The 17,243-nt window shown below is 55.4% G+C and carries 10 protein-coding genes; all 10 read left to right on the forward strand.

The window, feature by feature from the left end; genetic code table 11:
- Nucleotide 1 precedes the first annotated feature (1 nt).
- Entirely contained in the window at nt 2-769 is a 768-nt protein-coding gene (gene icmH, locus AAY47_RS13050) for a type IVB secretion system protein IcmH/DotU (protein WP_047770568.1), read from the forward strand.
- Nucleotides 770-778: 9 nt separating this feature from the next.
- Nucleotides 779-3,496, forward strand: a complete 2,718-nt coding sequence (gene tssH / locus AAY47_RS13055) for a type VI secretion system ATPase TssH (RefSeq protein WP_047770570.1) — start codon at nt 779-781, stop codon at nt 3,494-3,496.
- Nucleotides 3,496-4,293 carry a hypothetical protein gene (locus AAY47_RS13060; protein ID WP_047770572.1) on the forward strand — a complete coding sequence of 266 codons (798 nt, stop codon included), beginning with the start codon at nt 3,496-3,498 and terminating at the stop codon, nt 4,291-4,293. Before tssH ends, AAY47_RS13060 begins: the two co-directional genes overlap by 1 nt.
- Nucleotides 4,290-4,958, forward strand: a complete 669-nt coding sequence (vasI, locus tag AAY47_RS13065) for a type VI secretion system-associated protein VasI (RefSeq protein ID WP_047770574.1) — start codon at nt 4,290-4,292, stop codon at nt 4,956-4,958. Before AAY47_RS13060 ends, vasI begins: the two co-directional genes overlap by 4 nt.
- A 5-nt stretch (nt 4,959-4,963) precedes the next feature.
- The gene (tssA, locus tag AAY47_RS13070) at nt 4,964-6,409 is read left to right on the forward strand and encodes a type VI secretion system protein TssA (protein WP_047770576.1); all 1,446 of its coding nucleotides are present in this window, start codon (nt 4,964-4,966) and stop codon (nt 6,407-6,409) included.
- Nucleotides 6,406-10,014: a type VI secretion system membrane subunit TssM gene (gene tssM / locus AAY47_RS13075; protein WP_047770578.1), complete on the forward strand. Its 3,609-nt coding sequence runs from the start codon at nt 6,406-6,408 to the stop codon at nt 10,012-10,014. The genes tssA and tssM overlap by 4 nt, the downstream gene beginning before the upstream one ends.
- An 83-nt stretch (nt 10,015-10,097) precedes the next feature.
- A complete protein-coding gene (locus AAY47_RS13080; protein WP_047770580.1) occupies nt 10,098-11,504 on the forward strand; it encodes a VasL domain-containing protein in 1,407 nt (468 codons plus the stop codon).
- Nucleotides 11,505-11,657: 153 nt separating this feature from the next.
- Complete coding sequence (locus AAY47_RS13085; protein ID WP_369813285.1) at nt 11,658-13,586, forward strand: type VI secretion system tip protein VgrG; 1,929 nt, start codon at nt 11,658-11,660, stop codon at nt 13,584-13,586.
- Nucleotides 13,587-13,683: 97 nt separating this feature from the next.
- The gene (locus AAY47_RS13090) at nt 13,684-14,103 is read left to right on the forward strand and encodes a DUF1795 domain-containing protein (RefSeq protein ID WP_047770584.1); all 420 of its coding nucleotides are present in this window, start codon (nt 13,684-13,686) and stop codon (nt 14,101-14,103) included.
- A 12-nt stretch (nt 14,104-14,115) separates the two neighbouring features.
- The coding region (locus tag AAY47_RS13095; protein WP_047770586.1) for a PAAR domain-containing protein at nt 14,116-17,243 on the forward strand (3,128 nt) is incomplete at its 3' end.

The raw sequence follows: 17,243 nt of genomic DNA on the forward strand, positions 1-17,243 counted from the left end.
CATGAGTGATATCAATGTTGACAGTCCGTCACTGGAAAAGTCTGAAACGCTGCAAACGTCTCAACGCCAGTACCAGCTACCGTTGCGTGGTGAAAGCCTCAACCCCATGATCGATGCCGCCACCCCCTTGTTGGGGATGGTCTTGCGTTTGCAGGATATGACGGATCAGGCACTGCCAGACAAGCTTTACCAACAGGTTGTTACTGACATTCGGGCCATTGAGCAGTCTCTGCAAACCAAGGGTTATGAACCCGGCGCGATTGTTTCATTCCGTTACGTACTGTGCACCTTCATTGATGAAACTGCGTTGGGGCACGGCTGGAACAGCCAGAATGGCTGGTTGAAGCAATCACTGTTGGTGCACTTCCACAATGAAACCTGGGGAGGGGAGAAGGTTTTCGTCTTGCTTGAACGTTTGATGGGAGAGGCACAGCGCTACCAGCATCTGCTGGAGTTCATTTACCTCTGCCTCTGTCTGGGCTATCGCGGGCGCTACAAAGTCAGCGCCCAGAAAAGCGATGACTTTGAGCGCTTGTTCCGTCGGTTGCAGCAACAGCTTCACTCACTGCGCGGGGATACTCCGCCGACCACGTTGTATGTCAACGTCAACGAGAGTAATGCGCGTTATCGCCTGAGCAGACGATGGACTATCAAGCACCTGTTCGTGATTAGCGTGGGCTTGCTGGTGGCTGTTTACAGCTTTTATGCCATTCGCCTCGGTGATCAGACCCAAGACATATTAAAGCAGCTAAGTAACTTATTGAGATAGGAAGTCGCCATGATCCAGATTGATCTGCCTACCCTTGTAAATCGTATAAACCCGATGACCCGCCATGCACTGGAAGTGGCGGCGGCATCCTGCGTCAGTCAGCAACAACCTGAAATCACGGTTGCGCAGCTGCTGCTCCAAATGATCGATACGCCACTTAGTGATGTACGACTCATCTTCAATAAAGCAGACATCGATAAAGATCTGCTCAAAGAACAGCTCGATCAGGTAATAACGCACCATCAAACGCTGGTGCAGGCCTACCCCAATTTTTCCCCAATGCTGGTGGAATGGTTACAGGATAGCTGGTTGTTGGCTTCCACAGAGATGCAGCACACCGAACTGCGCAGCGGCGTTATGCTGATTGCATTGCTATTCAGCCCGCTGCGTTACCTGGCACCACAAACTGCACGTCTGCTGGCAGGTATCAACCGCGAATTATTGCGCCAAAACTTTGCAGAATGGACGAATGGTTCGGCTGAACAGCCTTTTGCGGACAACAGTAATAAAGATGGGCAGGGCGCACATCCGGCAAACAGCGACAATTTGCTGGCACGCTTTACCCAGAACATGACCGAACAGGCACGTCAGGGCAAGCTGGATCCGGTTTTATGCCGCGATAACGAGATCGATCTGATGATCGACATCCTGTGTCGTCGGCGCAAAAACAACCCCATCGTCGTGGGTGAAGCGGGGGTCGGTAAAAGTGCCCTGATTGAAGGTTTGGCATTGCGCATTATTAACGATCGCGTACCGGAAAAATTGCGTAACAGTGAACTGATGACACTGGATCTGGGGGCATTGCAGGCTGGGGCCGCAGTTAAGGGTGAATTTGAAAAACGCTTCAAAGGCATCATGGCTGAAATTAGCCAATCGGCAAAACCCATCATCCTGTTTATTGATGAAGCCCATACCCTGATCGGTGCGGGCAATCAAGCGGGAGGTTTGGATATCTCCAACCTGTTGAAACCGGCTTTGGCACGTGGTGAGCTGAAAACTATCGCCGCCACCACATGGAGCGAATACAAGAAATATTTTGAAAAAGATGCCGCGCTGTCCCGTCGTTTCCAACTGGTGAAAGTGTCTGAGCCAACAGCGGATGAAGCAACCGTCATCATGCGTGGCCTGCGAGCCATTTACGAGCAGGCGCACGGCGTGCTGATTGATGATGAAGCCCTGAAAGCCTCAGCGGTATTGAGTGACCGTTACCTTTCCGGCCGCCAACTGCCGGACAAAGCCATTGACGTATTGGATACTGCCTGTGCCCGTGTTGCCATCAACCTGACTTCACCCCCGCGTCAGATCTCTTCGTTAACGACTGATCTGCACCAGATGCAAATGGAAATCGACGTGCTGGAGAGGGAACAACGCATGGGATTGAACATCCATGCTGAACGATTGGACGCGTTGCAAAACCAGCAAAAAGACGTTCAGCAGCAACTCACCGCGTTGGAAATGAGCTGGCAACAGCAGCAAGAGTTGGTGAAACACATCATCGAACTGCGCCACCAATTACTGGCGGATGATTCTTTCGTTGAAAATACGGTTGAAGAGATTGTCGGGGATGAGGATAAACATGAAGCGACTAAGCCGGGTGAGACCGCAGAAGAAGCCGGGATAGCCGGGATAACAGAAAAAGTCGCTGACGAACAATCCTTGATCGAAAAACTGGCGACGCTTAATGTCCAGTTGGCAGAACTACAGCAGAAGCAAATACTGGTTTCCCCGCATGTGGATAAAACCCAGATTGCGGCGGTGATTGCCGAATGGACGGGCGTACCATTGAACCGCTTGTCACAAAGCGAACTTTCCATTGTCACTGAATTGCCTGTTCACTTGGGGCAAAGCATCAAGGGGCAGGAAATGGCGATCCAGTGTTTGCACAAACACTTACTGACTGCCCGGGCCGATTTACGTCGTCCGGGGCGTCCTCTTGGGGCATTCCTGTTGGTCGGGCCAAGTGGCGTCGGTAAGACAGAAACCGTCCTGCAAATTGCGGAACTGATGTTTGGTGGCCGTCAATACCTTACCACCATCAACATGTCCGAGTTTCAGGAGAAACACACGGTTTCCCGTTTGATCGGTTCACCCCCGGGTTACGTCGGATATGGTGAAGGTGGTGTACTGACCGAAGCCATTCGCCAGAAACCGTATTCAGTTGTCTTGTTGGATGAAGTGGAAAAAGCTCACCCTGACGTACTGAACCTGTTCTATCAGGCTTTCGACAAAGGGGAGCTGGCGGATGGAGAAGGCCGCATTATCGACTGTAAAAACGTCGTGTTCTTCCTGACGTCAAACCTGGGCTATCAAACCATCGTAGACAGTGCCGAACAGCCAGCGCAGATCAACGACCTGCTTTACCCTGAATTAGCGGCATTCTTCAAACCCGCCCTGTTGGCGCGGATGGAAGTGATCCCTTACCTGCCATTGGGCCATGAAACGCTGAAAATCATTATTCAGGGCAAACTGGCCCGACTGGATACCCTGTTGACCCAACGTTTCAACGCAGAAGTCACCATCAGCGACGAGGTATCCGAAGAGATCCTGCAACGTGCTACCCGCGCGGAAAATGGTGCCCGTATGTTGGAGTCCATCATTGATGGCGCACTGCTACCGCCAATTTCATTACTGCTGTTGCAGAAAATGGCGGCGGGGACTCCCATCAGGGCCATTCGCTTAACCGTGGTTGAACACGAATTCCACGCAGAGGTTGAGGAGGCAGAATAATGAAACAGCGGCTGAAAAGCGCGTTAGCGTTATTGGAAAATGACACTGTAGAACAACTGGCTGACCATTTTTTGCAGATCAGCCATAGCTCGCGTTTTGATGCCCTGTTGGTTTTCCTGCTGAACATCAACGAAAACAGGTTGGAATGCTATAACTTGCCGGCGACTCAGCAAACCAGTTCGCGCCGATTGCAAGTGGACATTGATGACGTCAATAACCCGTTGATACAGGTATTACGCAAGGGAACCCCAACTGTTTGGGATTCCCTTAATCACGGGGCACGCATTGATGAGCCATACTTCCGCACGTTTATCGCGGAACTACCGCATAATTGTGGGTTGTACGGCATTCCCCTGTTTGACTGCAATGGGCAGGGTTGTGGGGTGATCGCTATCTTTGCCGAAGATGTCCGCCATTTCATCAACAATGAAAACATGTTCGGCATCTATTGCCATGTCATGCAGCATCGCCTGAAAAAATTGCAGGAACTCGAACAACTGCGCGGACAGTTACGCCAAATCCGCCAGGTATTTCAGGTTCAACGCCAAAAAGAAAAACAATTGGATGAATTGCTGGCTTCCCTGAGTGAATCGAAAAAACCGGCGGCGGTCAGCCGTATCTCCGTGGATTACAGTCATATCGATAATCTGCCAAAGGCCATAGAAGAATTTGAAAGCGCCGTGTTGATTCAACGTCAGCGTCAGTTTGGCAATGACACCAGATTGATCGCACAAAGCCTGGGTATTGCCCAGCGGACGTTGGTTTACAAACTGGCTAAGTACGGGTGTAGATTATGAATATTGTTTTAATTATCAGTTCATTGCTCGCTTCATTGACAGGGAACCCCAAGTTTGCAGAGGTGGCAGAACTCAAGGACGTGGTTGCGGTGAAGGAAGAGCAAAATTTAGATGAGTTGCATAAATGCCGCTTTGAGCCGTCTCCTCTTATCCGGCTGGCATGTTATGACCGCGCGTTGAATAACCTCAAGTTCAAAACGGTGAAAATCCCTATCGAAAATATGGGGCATCTGTGGCGGCAAGCGATGGAACAGGAGATGAAACGTACCGATTACTCTACCAGCTTCATTGTGACGCAGGGAGAGAATGGTGCGGCACCGATTATCTTGACCACGCCCGCGATTGGCGTAGCCCCCCCACGTCCCGTATTAATGTTGAGTTGCATTGACAGTATCACCCGCTTGCAGGTGGCACTGCCCAAGCCCGTAGAGTCAGGGGTTGTCACTGTGGCAACAGACAGAACCGAGTACCGTACTGAATGGTTCGTGCGGGAACAGGGTTACTTGTGGGAATCCAGCCGGGGTTTACCGGGCATTGAAGAAATCAAGCGCCTGATGAACAGCGACCGGATGAGTATTACAGGCAGTAATGGTAGCCAGATAACCTTTAACATTTCTCAGTTGGAGCAGGCAGCGAAGCCATTACGTGCTGCTTGCCGTTGGTAATCGACATGGACATCAGAACACAATTCGATTGGTTCGGCTCCCTGCTGGCCCCCCTGTCCGACGAACAGATTGGCAAGGCGCTGGGAGACAACGAACCCGCATGGGAATACATTGACGGCGAAATGATCAAATTTGGCTCGCTGTCACATGGGGCGCTGGATGTTGACGAGATCCAGCGTCAGGCACTGCAATTATTGCGTGAAAACAGCAAAGACTTCCGGTTGGTGGTTCATCTGCTGCGTACCCTGCAACATGCTGGCAACGCGGCTGAACTGATCCTCGCAATGGAGTTGTTGACCGAATATATCAAAAACTACTGGGAAAAAGCCTGGCCAACCAAGCCACAGTTAAAACGTCGGCTGGCACAGCAAGTACTCAAGCGTTTCGACTCCGCCCAGAGCAGTTTTATTGAACAGGCAAGCAAAAGTGAACGGGAGGATGCACAAGGGGCGTTAGCCCATCTCGCCCAATGCTGGCATGCTAATGAAGCGGATCTTGCTAAAGACGTTGACCAACTGCGCATTCGTTATAACCGTCAGCCAGAAACCGTCCCTGTGGAGACAAAGCCTGCCCCTGCTGCGGTGCCCACATCATCTTCAGCCGAATCTGTGGTGCAAACGCCACAGGGTTTTCAAGCTGCACCGATGCCAGACGTCGATGTCAACAGTTCGAGCGAAAAAGCGTGGAAGCAGACGTTGATGACCGTCGCAGATCTGCTGTGTGAACGCTATCCCGAATTGCCTGTGGGTTATTCCCTGCGCCGTCACGCGGTATGGCACACCATCACCACGGCACCGATGGCGAATGCAACAGGCAAAACCCCATTGGCACCGACTTCCGCCGATCGTACTGCCGACTATGTGGCGAGATTACCGACGGCGGACAACAAATTGCTCCAGCAAATCGAGCAAAGCCTGACGCTGGCTCCTTACTGGCTGGATGGTCATGCCATTGCCGCACAAGCCGCATTGCAACTGGGATATGGCAATGTCGCTCAGGCCATTCGTGATGAACTGAATGCCTTTTTAGCACGGTTGCCCGTACTGAAAACCTTAAGTTTTTCTGACAGTAGCCCGTTTATTTCTCCTGAAACCCTCGACTGGCTCACGCCTGAACCTGTGGCAACGGGCAAGGGTTCCGTTTCTGCTGATCAGGAAGTTATCTGGCAATGTTTCCAGCAACAGGGACTGGAAGCAGCCCTGAAAATGCTGGAAGCACATCAGCAACAGTTAACGGAGCCACGGGATCAATTCTATGGTCAATGGCTCAATGCCCAATTGCTTGAAGAAGCTGGCATGACAGCGCTGGCCCAACAGCATTACCGGAATTTGTTACACACGGGACAACACATGCAACTTATTCAATGGGAACCCAGCCTGCTGGCTTTATTGGCTGAAAAACTCCCTTCTCCTCTCAAGGATACGGCTTCAAACAGGAGTGTTAACCCATGAAATGGCCCTCTTTGTCATCTTTGGCTCCATTGAAATCAGCTTTGCCGACACTGGCAAAGTTTAAATCCTTGCCACGTCTCAAGGCATTGATGGCACTGGTTCTGGCGCTTATTCCCTGCTTGCTGTTAATTGCGGTCTGGTGGTGGGGACCGGACTGGAAACTGCGCAACGATTATCCACTGGAAAGCCTCGCCGCCCGCTGGCTGGCAACAATTATCATTGTCATGATGGTCGTGTTCTGGGTTGGCATGAAAGCCTGGCGTCGCTTGCGGACTCTGGAAAAACTGAACCTTGACGTTGAACTGAAAGTAGTTGATCCGGTACGGGTGGATATTGAACATCAGGATCGCTATCTCGACCACTGGAAATCCCAGTTGCAACGCCATCTGGACTCGTACAATTACCTGTATGAACGTCCGTGGTACATCATCATCGGGAGCCAGAAAAGCGGTAAATCCTCACTGATCAAGGAAGGTTATAAGCTCTCCGAAATCGCGGCACCGGAATATTTGCGTCAGGATGGCGAAGTGCCCCTGATGCTGCGTTGCTGGTTAGGGGAAAAAGCGGTCATTATCGATCCGAAAGGGCAGTTAATAGACCAGCCAGTCCCGCTTAACAGCGACAAACCGCAAATCAATAGCCGTCTGTGGGAAACATTGCTGAACTGGTTGACTGAAAATCGTCAGCGTCAGCCCCTCAACGGCATTATCCTGACCGTGGATACCCTGCGTCTGATGTCTGATAGCCGTGAACAGCGTGAACGCTATGTACGGGAGATCCACCAGCGCCTGCAAGACATTCGCCTGACCTTCCACAGCCAGTTGCCGCTCTATCTGGTGATGACCAAAATTGACCTGTTACACGGCTTTGAGGCGATGTACCAGTCCCTGGATCGCAAACTGCGCGACCAGATTTTGGGCGTGACATTCAGCCTGAATAACCGCGATGAAAAAGCGTGGCGCAGTGAACTGGACGCGTTCTGGACACAGTGGATGGGCAACCTGAATGCGGCGATGCCAGATATGATGCTGAACAATGTGGACGCCAACCAGCGCAGCGCCCTGTTCAGTTTTACCCGCCAGATCCAGGGGCTGCACAGCTATATCACCCAGATGCTGGACGATATTCTGTATAACGACGAACACCACCGTCCCACCTTGCGCGGTGTCTATCTGACATCAGCCCATCAGCGGGGACAGATGGATGACCTGTTCACTCAGTCTGCGTCGGCCCAGTATCACCTGGGATCGCAGGCATACCCGACCTGGCCGGTGGGCGATACCCTGCCGTACTTCACCCATTCGTTGTTCGAAAATGTCCTGCTGGCCGAGCCGAATCTGGCGGCGGAAAACCGGATCTGGTTGAGCCGCAATCGTCGCCAGTTGTATACCTTCTCCGTGATCAGTGCGTCGGTCATTCTGGCGATGTGGGGGGGCTGGCATTACTTCTACCAGAAAAACTATCGGGCCGGTGAAGAAGTGCTGGCACAGGCGAAAAACTTCCTGTCCGTCCCGCCTCCGAAAGGGGATGACCGCTACGGTAACCTCCAGTTGCCGCTGCTCAACCCGATCCGGGATGCGACTCTGGCTTACGGTAACTATCACGACAATAAATCCTTCCTGACCGACATGGCGTTATATCAGGGAGGCGGGGTCGGGCCGTATGTGGAAGGCACCTACCTGAAACTACTGGAGCAGCGTTTCATGCCGGCATTGATGCTGGGATTACTGGATGACTTAAATCAGGCCCCGGTCGGCAGCGAAGAAAAACTCGAGATCTTGCGCGTGATGCGCATGATGGAAGATGCCAGCAAGCGTAACAGCGGGCTGGTGGCCCAGTATATGCGTGAGCGCTGGAGCAAGGCATTCCACGGTCAGCGTGATGTGCAGGCGGCGTTGCTGACCCACTTGAATTACGCGCTGGAGCGGACTGACTGGAAGGAGAAACGGGATAAGGGCGAACAGGATGCGGTGGATCGCTTCGCCCCGTTTGTCAAACCGATCCGGCAGGTGCAGCAGGAGTTGAAAGCGTTGTCCGTCAACCAGCGGGTGTATCAGAACCTGCGTATCAAGGCTCAGGATGCCCTGCCCGCCCCGATCAACCTGCGTGACCAGATTGGCCCGAGCTTTGACAGCGTGTTTGTGGCCAGCAACGAAAAACGGCTGGTGGTACCGCAATTCCTGACCCGCCACGGCTTGATGGATTATTTCGTCCAGCAGGGCAATGAGCTGGTGGAGCTGACGGCGATGGACAGCTGGGTGCTGAACATCAAGAATAACAGCCCGGAGAAATACCCCGAACAGGCGTCGTCACCGGTGAACGATAAGTACAGTGACACCGATCAGTCGCGCATCCAGCGCGAAATCACCGAACTGTACGTGGCCGAGTACACCGCAACCTGGCGGGCAGCGATGAACAACCTTGAAGTGCGTGACTTTGATGACCTGCCGCAAGCCATCAGTGCTATCGAACAGGTGATCAGTGGTGAGCAGCCCCTCAAGCGGGCGCTGCAAATCCTGAGCGACAACACCAATCCGTCGCTGATAAGTCCTTCGCTGAGTGACAAGGAAAAACAGGCGCTGACGTTAAAAGAAGACTACCGCCTGTTAAACCGCATCAGCCGCGACTTTGCCCCGGAAACGGGGGTGCTGGTTGAACGCGGTGACAAGGGCAGCACGTTGCAAAGCGTCTACCAAAAACTGATGGCCCTGCACCGTTACCTGCTGGCGATCCAGAATTCACCGGTTCCGGGTAAGGCCGCCTTGCAGGCCGTCCAGATGCGTCTGGACAAAAACAACAGTGACGCCATTTTTGAAGTGCAGCAGATGGCGAAAAACCTGCCGGAGCCGCTGAACCGCTGGGTCGGCGAACTGGCTGAACAGGCGTGGCGCGTGGTGATGATGGAAGCGGTTCGCTCGCTGGAAGTGGAATGGAACGACACGGTGGTCAAACAGTATAAAACCTATCTGGCGGGGCGCTATCCGTTCAACCCGAATGCCCGCGAAGAAGTGCCGTTGAGCGAATTTGACCGCTTCTTCCGGCCGGGCGGGACGCTGGACGCCTTCTATCAGCAAAGCCTGAAACCGTTTGTGGAAAATAACCTGACCACGGGCACCGATGGCAAGATGCTGATCCGTCCCGACGTCATGAAACAGCTGGCCGTGGCGAATCGTATCCGCACCACCTTCTTTACTCCGCAAAACGGCCTCGGCACTCAGTTTGCCGTGGAACCGGTCAGCCTGACCGGGAACAAACGCCGAGCCTTGCTGAATCTGGATGGTCAGCTGGTGGATTATTCTCACGGGCGCAGCAATGTGGCGCGGCTGGTCTGGCCAAACTCGATGCGCGCCGGCACGGAAAGCCAGCTGACGTTGATGCCGGCGAAAAGCAATCAGGCGCCGCGCTCTGTCAGCTTTAGCGGCCCGTGGGCACAGTTGCGGCTGATTAACAGTGGCAAGCTGACTCACGTCCAGCCGGGCTTCTTTGATGTGCGCTTTAGCGTCGATAATGGCGAGATGACCTACCGCATCTATGTGGATGAATCGGATAACCCGTTTGCAGGCGGGCTATTCAGTCAGTTCAAACTGCCGGACACCCTTTATTAAGGGGGAAGGCAGCACGTCAGTCTTGAGATCCACCCCGCCCCCTGCCTTCGGGCAGGGGTTTTTTTAAGGAGAAAAGCGAGAATATGAGCGAACATCCTGAAAACCTTATCATCCGGGCTGGCGGCAGTCCGCTGAATTTGCCGGAATTTGCCGTTATCCGTGATGAAATCAATAAAACCAGCCATCCGGCGCAGCCAGAAGTGAACTGGCCGTTGGTGGAATCCCTGTCCCTGACGCTGTTCAAAACCAACGGGGTCGATTTACAGACCGCGATTTACTACACTCTGGCGCGGATGCAACTCAATGGGTTGTCGGGGTTCACCGAGGGTTGTGAACTACTGGCGGGGGTGATTGTCAGTGAATGGGAGACGTTGTGGCCAGCCCAGCCGCAGGTGCGTACCGACCTGTTGGAGTGGTTCCATTCCCGAACCGGCAGCGTGCTGCGCCAGTGGGATTTTACTGCCAGCGACCTGCGGATGATTTACCGCGCCGAACGTGCTCTCCAGCTGATTATCGACCGGTTGCAGCAATCCGACCTGAAACGCTTGCCGAGGGTGGAAAACCTGTTGTGGTTCTTCCAGAACGCAGCGAAAAAACTGGAAAAACCCCGTCAGGCGGCGAAACCGGTGTCACAACCGGTGCAGATGCCACCGCTGGTCTACCTGTCCCAGTCGGAAGCCGAGCCGGAAACGCCTCCGTCCCCGCCGCCCCTGCGCCATGACCCTCAGCCAGCTCCCGATAGTCAACCGCGGGTGCGGGTTCGGTTTCCCGAACATCCGCCGCAGGGTCTCAATGCGTGGCAGGGTTTTGGTCTGGGCACCCTGTTGGGCTTATTGGTGTTCGTGGGCGGCTGGCTGTTGTGCTACAAGCCCCTGCAACAGCAACTCCGGGCCATCACCGACCACCCCGGGGGAGCCAGGCTTGCGTGGTTGTATCAACCGGAACTGGCGGATTATTCCCGCCAGCTGGAACGGCTGGCTGAGACCTCGCCCCGGGTCACCTGGGAGGCGGCCCGCCGCCTGACCGCGACTGCGGAACAGCAGTGGCCGCAGTCGCCGGTTCAGCAGCAGGCGACCCGCCAATGGCAGCAGCAGGTCACCGCCCGGATTGACAGCGTGCCGCTGACAGGTGGCTGGAACACCACCCGCGATCAGCTTCAGCAGCTGGCGGATAAAATCCTGTTGCAGGAGCGTACCCGTGGCAGTTTCACGCTGTCCTACCTGAAAACCGCAGTCTATGACATCCAGTGCAGCCACGGCAGTGACGTGCCACTGGAAGAACAATTGCGCCAGTTGAGCGTTTATGCGGCCAAAGGGGAGCCGGCACCGCCGGTACTGCTGAAAAGCATTGATGACCGCTTTAACGCCCTGCTCGGGCGCTATGACCGGCTGCGCCAGACGAGTGAACAGCGGGAAAGTCATCACCACACTGCGGCCGAACCTCCGGCCCTAAACCAGCCCCTCGCGGTTATACCGGACGGTGGGCATTAATCAGGGAGACAGAATATGTCATTGAAAAAGCACAGGGCGAAACTTCAGCAGGGGCAGGCCCTTGTCCAGCAGGGGCAGTCGTTTGTCCAGCAGGGGCAGCAGGCTGCTCACATAGCCTCGCAGACGGCGGGGATAGCGGGCCGGGTCGGGCAAATGGCCGCCGGTGGTCAGGGACTGGCTGAGCGGGCCGCCAGCGGCCAGTCTGCCGCCGTGAAGGCGTTGCAAAAAGTCACCCAGATGCTGGGGGGCGGTGACAGCGTCCCGAGCGGCCTGCAATTTACCCTGACGGCGGGCAGTCTGGCCCCGCAGACCTTTGTCGTCACCGATTTTACCCTGAATGAACACTTTTCCCAGCCGTTCACGCTGGACGTGGGGCTGGCGAGTGCGGATCCGGCGATCGACTTTCCGGCGGTACTGGATCGCACGGCAACCCTGACCATTTTGCAGGAAGGCATTGAACAGCGCAGCATCACGGGGATGGTGGCCGGCTTTGAGCAGGGTAACACCGGGTTGCACCAGACCACCTATCAGATGAGTATTCGCCCGGATCTGTGGCGCACCACCCTGCGTCAGAATTCGCGCATTTTCCAGCAACTCAATATCTCCGCCATTATCACCACGATTTTGAAAGAGCACGGTATCCGTGACGTGGTGTTCAGCCTGCGCCACGCCCACCCGGAGCGGGAATTTTGTGTGCAATATCAGGAAAGTGATTTTGATTTTCTGCAACGGCTGACAGCGGAAGAGGGGATTTTCTACTTCTTTGAATGTGGTAACGGGCGTAACACGCTGGTGTTTGCCGATGATGCCGGTTCGGTACCGCCAGACAAAGTGTTCCCTTACCAGCCGGGCGAGGCGAGCACCGTGGGTGAACCCGCCATCAGCAGCCTGACCTGTCGCGCCCAGGTGCGACCGGCTCAGGTGCAACTGAAAGATTACACCTTCAAAAACCCGGCCTGGCCCGCCGAATTCAGCCAGCAGATGAAGGAAGACACCCTGCAACAACGGTATTACGAGCACTACGATTATCCGGGGCGTTTTAAGGATGAGGCTCACGGGAAAGATTTTACCCGTTACCGGCTGGAAGCCCTGCGCAACAATGCCATGACCGGACAAGGCAGCGGTAACGCCATTGCCATTCAGCCGGGGAAATTATTCACCCTGAGCAACCACCCGCGTGAAGACCTGAACCAGCCGTGGCAGGTGGTGAGCGCCAGTCATACCGGCAGCCAGCCGCAGGCGCTGGAAACGGCCAACAGCGGCACGGGCACCACCCTGCACAGCCACTTCCACTTTATCCGCCATAACCAGCACTGGCGGCCAGCCCCCCGGCCAAAACCGGTTATCGACGGCCCACAGATTGCCAAAGTGGTGGGACCGGCCGGCGAAGAAATCTTCTGTGACCAGTACGGACGTATTCGCCTCCAGTTCCCGTGGGATCGTTACGGCAAGAGCGACGACCAGAGTTCCTGCTGGATACGCGTTACCCAGCCGTGGGCCGGTCAGGGCTGGGGAATGCTCGCCATCCCGCGCATCGGTCAGGAAGTGGTGGTGGATTTCCTGCACGGCGATCCGGATCAGCCGATCGTCACCGGCCGAACCTACCACGCCAGCAACCTTCCGCCGGGCGGGCTGCCGGGCAGCAAAACCCAGATGGCCTTCCGCTCCAAAACCCACAAAGGCGAAGGCTACAACGAGCTGCTGTTTGAGGATGCTAAGGGCAGTGAAAAGCTGTCATTACATGCGCAGAGGAACATGGATACCACCGTACTGAATGACCGCAGTACCCGCGTGATGCACGACCATACCGAAAGTGTCGGACACAATCAGGCTCTCAGCGTACGGGCTGATCGGCATAAAGAAGTCGTCGGCATGGAAGTGAGCAGCATCGGGACACGGCAGGTCACCGTGGAAAAAACCAGCGTACTCAGTGCCAAAGGACAAATTACCATTCAGTCCACCGAGAGCGGTATCACCCTTGGCAACACCAAAGGGAGTATCTCGATTGATGCAGACGGCAATATCCATATTACCGGTAACACCGTCATTGTGAACGGAAAAGAGGTCATTACGCTGAACTGATACCGGGCAGACCAACAATAAGACTGAAACCCGCCCTGCCGGATTTTTCGGCAGCGGGCTGAATATTAATCAGGTAAAAAGAGTGAAAAGGAAAATCATGAGCACACAACCCTACCAAATGAACGAAGGCACCCTGACCCTGCCTGCCGGCTGGCGTGATGAATCGATGCACGTGTTTGTGCTGCCGGATGACAGCGGCGTCAATCTGGTGATTAACCGCACCCCGGTGCCGGTGGGCACCGACAGCCAGGCGTATTATGAACAGACACTGGCGCAGTTTGTGACCCACCTGCCGGGGTATCAGGAGCATCAGCGGCTGCAAATCGAACTCAGCGGTGACATGGCGTGGCGGCTGGATTACCAGTGGCAAAGCCCGGAAGGGGAAATGCACCAGTCGGTGGTGCTGCAAATCCGGGGCAGTCAGCTGCTGGCGTTTAACCTGACCTCGCCGCAGCCCATGAACAGTGGACAGCGGGAAGTTTTACTGGCGGTGGTGAGCAGTTTTCAGGCGGCATAAGGAGAAGCCGATATGGGATTAGGTGATGAAATTATTACCCGGATTGCCCGGGTCGGAGCCACCCATGCCCGGCCTCCCCTGCCGCCAGCCAGCGGTGCCAGAGGGCCGGCCGCAGCACGTCAGGGTGACCCCATCCAGCATAAGAGTTTTTTTGGTGCCCTGATGGGGGCGGTGGCCGGTGCCCTGATTGGTGCCGCGATTTTCGGCGCCGTGGGGTTACTGGTTGCCGGCACCGGCGGGTTAGGGGCGACGCTGATTGTGGCGGCCGCCGGCAGCGGATTAACCTATCTGGCCAGCGATGCCATTGCGGCAGCCAGCTCGGCCGTCACAAACTTTATCGACAGCTTCGGCTCACCGGACGGGGCGTTGAGCAGTGGTTCCGGTAACGTCATTATTGAAGGAAAACCTGCGGCACGGGCCACCGTCGATATAGCGGCGTGCAGCAAACACCCGGCACCGCCCCTGATAGCACAGGGCAGTGAATCCGTATTTATCAACGGCCAGCCAGCGGCGCGGGTCGGTGACAAGCTGGTCTGTGGTGCGGCCATCAAAGGGGGGGCGAGTAAAGTCTTTATCGGCTCCGGTCAGGGGACTTACCTTGAGATTGAAGAAGAGTTCTCCGGCTGGCAGCGGGCGTTACTGGTGGCGGTGGAATTTCTGGTGCCGCCGACACGCGGGCTGCTCAAAGGCGCGGGGAAACTGCTGACCAAAACCGGCCCGCAGGCGGTGCTGACTGGCGCAAAGCTGGGAGCCAAAAAAGCCGGCCATGCCCTGAAAGGCAGGCTGATTTGTGCCAAAGCCGCGTTTAAAGCCAATAAAGGGGTTAAACGTTTCACTCAGGCCACCAAAAAATTCTTCACGGGCGACCCGATAGACGTGACCACTGGCAGCCTGTTTGACCAGCGTACCGAGTTTGAACTGGGGCAGACGATACCCCTGACCTTTACCCGCAGCTGGTCACCGGGATTGCGGGGCCTGCTCGGCGAAAACTGGCTGGACAACTTCTCCGAGTCCGTTATCGTCACCGGCGACCGGATAGAAATCCTGACGCTGGAAGGCGCTTCCCTGCATTTCGCCCTGCCCCGGAGCGTTGACCACAGTATCAACCCGGAGCACCCGGAATTTACACTGAGCCGGCAAAAACAGGGCTTCGTTCTGACCGAGCGTAATAATCCGGTCAGAAAATATTTTACCCAACCGGGCATCTCAGTGACTGCCGGCACACAGCGTTGGCAACTGGCCGCCCTGCGTGACCGCAACGACAATGCCATCGGGTTTCACTACACCGAACAAGGCCAGCTAAACCGGGTCACCCACAGCGACGGCCCGGAGCTGATATTGTTGTACCGCGAGGATGGCCTGCTGTCCGATATCCGCCGCCGCGACAGTGGTCTCAGTGACGTGCTGGTGCGCTATGACTATCACGATAATGGCTGGCTGGCGGAAGCGGACAGTACCCAGCAATTTCACCTGTTCTATGACTATCAGGCACAGGGACTGATAAGCCGCTGGTCAGACGGTGACCAGACAGCCGTGGATTATGTGTATGATGCACAGGGACGCTGCATTGAAAGTGTCGGCAGCGGGGGCTATTATCCCGTCCGGCTGGACTATGAAGCCGGTACCACTCGCTCCACCACGCCACAGGGTCATACCACCACCTGGCATTATAACGCCGAACAGCAGGTCACCCGGGTCGAAACCCCGTGCGGTCACGTCACGCGGTATGAATACGATGACTGGGGCAACCTGCAACGGCAGATCCTGCCGGAAGGGCAGGTTCTGCAACTGGATTATCTGGCGGATACCGGGCTGGTGACGGCATTTACCGATGCCACCGGTGCAACATGGCAATATCACTACGATGAGACTGACCGCCTTGTCAGCATGACCGATCCCCTCGGGCGTGTCTGGTGGCAGCAATACGATGATAATGGCAATGCGGCATGCTTTATTGCCCCCGATGGCAGCAAAACCACGCTGACGCGTAATGAATTCGGCCTGGTTATCGCGGCTGAAGACGATGAAGGGCATAAACGGACATGGGAATATGACGAACATAAGCGCCTGAGCAAACTGTTTGATGAAGAGAACCGCAGCCTGCGGCTGGGTTACGACAGCCATGACCGCTTGCAGCGACTGGCCTCGGGGGGCGGCGCACTGTGGCTGTGGGAATACGATCGCCATCATCGCGTGGCGTTAAGCGATCGCCCCAACAACAGTCTGGAACGATTTCGCCATGACCGCCACGGTAATCTGACCGAGTGGACAGATGCGCGTGGTGTGCAATGGCATATCGAATACGGGCCGTTTGACCTGCCGGTGGGGCGCATCGACGGCGAAGGAAACCGCTGGCAGTACCGTTATGATCCCGACAGCCTGCAATTACTGGCGGTCATTAATCCGCAGGGCGAAAGCTACCGTTATACACTGGATGCAGACGGGCGGGTGATCACCGAAACCGACTATGCCGGTACGCAGTGGCACTATGCCTATGATGGCAACGGTAACTGCATTGAAAAACGGGATGCGTTAGGCAATATCACCCGCTTTGAGTATGATGCAGCCAGCCGCATGACGGCCATGCACACCCCCGAAGGCACCACCACCTACGGTTACGATATTCTGGGGCGTTTGCTGGCCGTCACAACGCCTGACAGTACACCGCTGACGTTCGAATACGATGATAAAGACCGCATCGTGAAAGAAACGCAGGCACACGGCGACATCCAGCGTGATTACCCGGACAGCGCCACCGTCGAAAGAACACTGCTCACCACCGATAATCAGGGCTGGCGGGCAAAAACCGAAGCCAATAAAGTCGGTGAACTGCGGCGAGTCAGTTTCAGCGGTGAACATACACTCAGCCTTGAACGGGATGACGACGGCCATGAATGGCACCGTCAGTCGGATAAAGGTTTTATTCTGCGGCAGGAACACTCCCTGATGGGGCAACTGACCGCTCAACGTGCCGGGCGTAACACTGAGTTTTTTGAAGCCCATGAAGTGGCCGATATCCCTCAGCCGACACTGGCGGGACTGGATCGGGAATATCGCTACGATGCGGCACTCAATCTGGTGGCCGCAAACGATGAGCGGCAGTGGCTGCGTTATGTTGCTGCCTCTTATACACATCTTAC

Source organism: Xenorhabdus griffiniae, assembly GCF_001028135.1.
Classification (GTDB): domain Bacteria; phylum Pseudomonadota; class Gammaproteobacteria; order Enterobacterales; family Enterobacteriaceae; genus Xenorhabdus; species Xenorhabdus bakwenae.

Bases quoted from the DNA above. Each gene is read 5' to 3' on its own strand.
- icmH (WP_047770568.1), top strand. From the start codon at position 2: ATGAGTGATATCAATGTTGACAGTCCGTCACTGGAAAAGTCTGAAACG.
- tssH (WP_047770570.1), top strand. From the start codon at position 779: ATGATCCAGATTGATCTGCCTACCCTTGTAAATCGTATAAACCCGATG.
- AAY47_RS13060 (WP_047770572.1), top strand. From the start codon at position 3,496: ATGAAACAGCGGCTGAAAAGCGCGTTAGCGTTATTGGAAAATGACACT.
- vasI (WP_047770574.1), top strand. From the start codon at position 4,290: ATGAATATTGTTTTAATTATCAGTTCATTGCTCGCTTCATTGACAGGG.
- tssA (WP_047770576.1), top strand. From the start codon at position 4,964: ATGGACATCAGAACACAATTCGATTGGTTCGGCTCCCTGCTGGCCCCC.
- tssM (WP_047770578.1), top strand. From the start codon at position 6,406: ATGAAATGGCCCTCTTTGTCATCTTTGGCTCCATTGAAATCAGCTTTG.
- AAY47_RS13080 (WP_047770580.1), top strand. From the start codon at position 10,098: ATGAGCGAACATCCTGAAAACCTTATCATCCGGGCTGGCGGCAGTCCG.
- AAY47_RS13085 (WP_369813285.1), top strand. From the start codon at position 11,658: ATGGCCGCCGGTGGTCAGGGACTGGCTGAGCGGGCCGCCAGCGGCCAG.
- AAY47_RS13090 (WP_047770584.1), top strand. From the start codon at position 13,684: ATGAGCACACAACCCTACCAAATGAACGAAGGCACCCTGACCCTGCCT.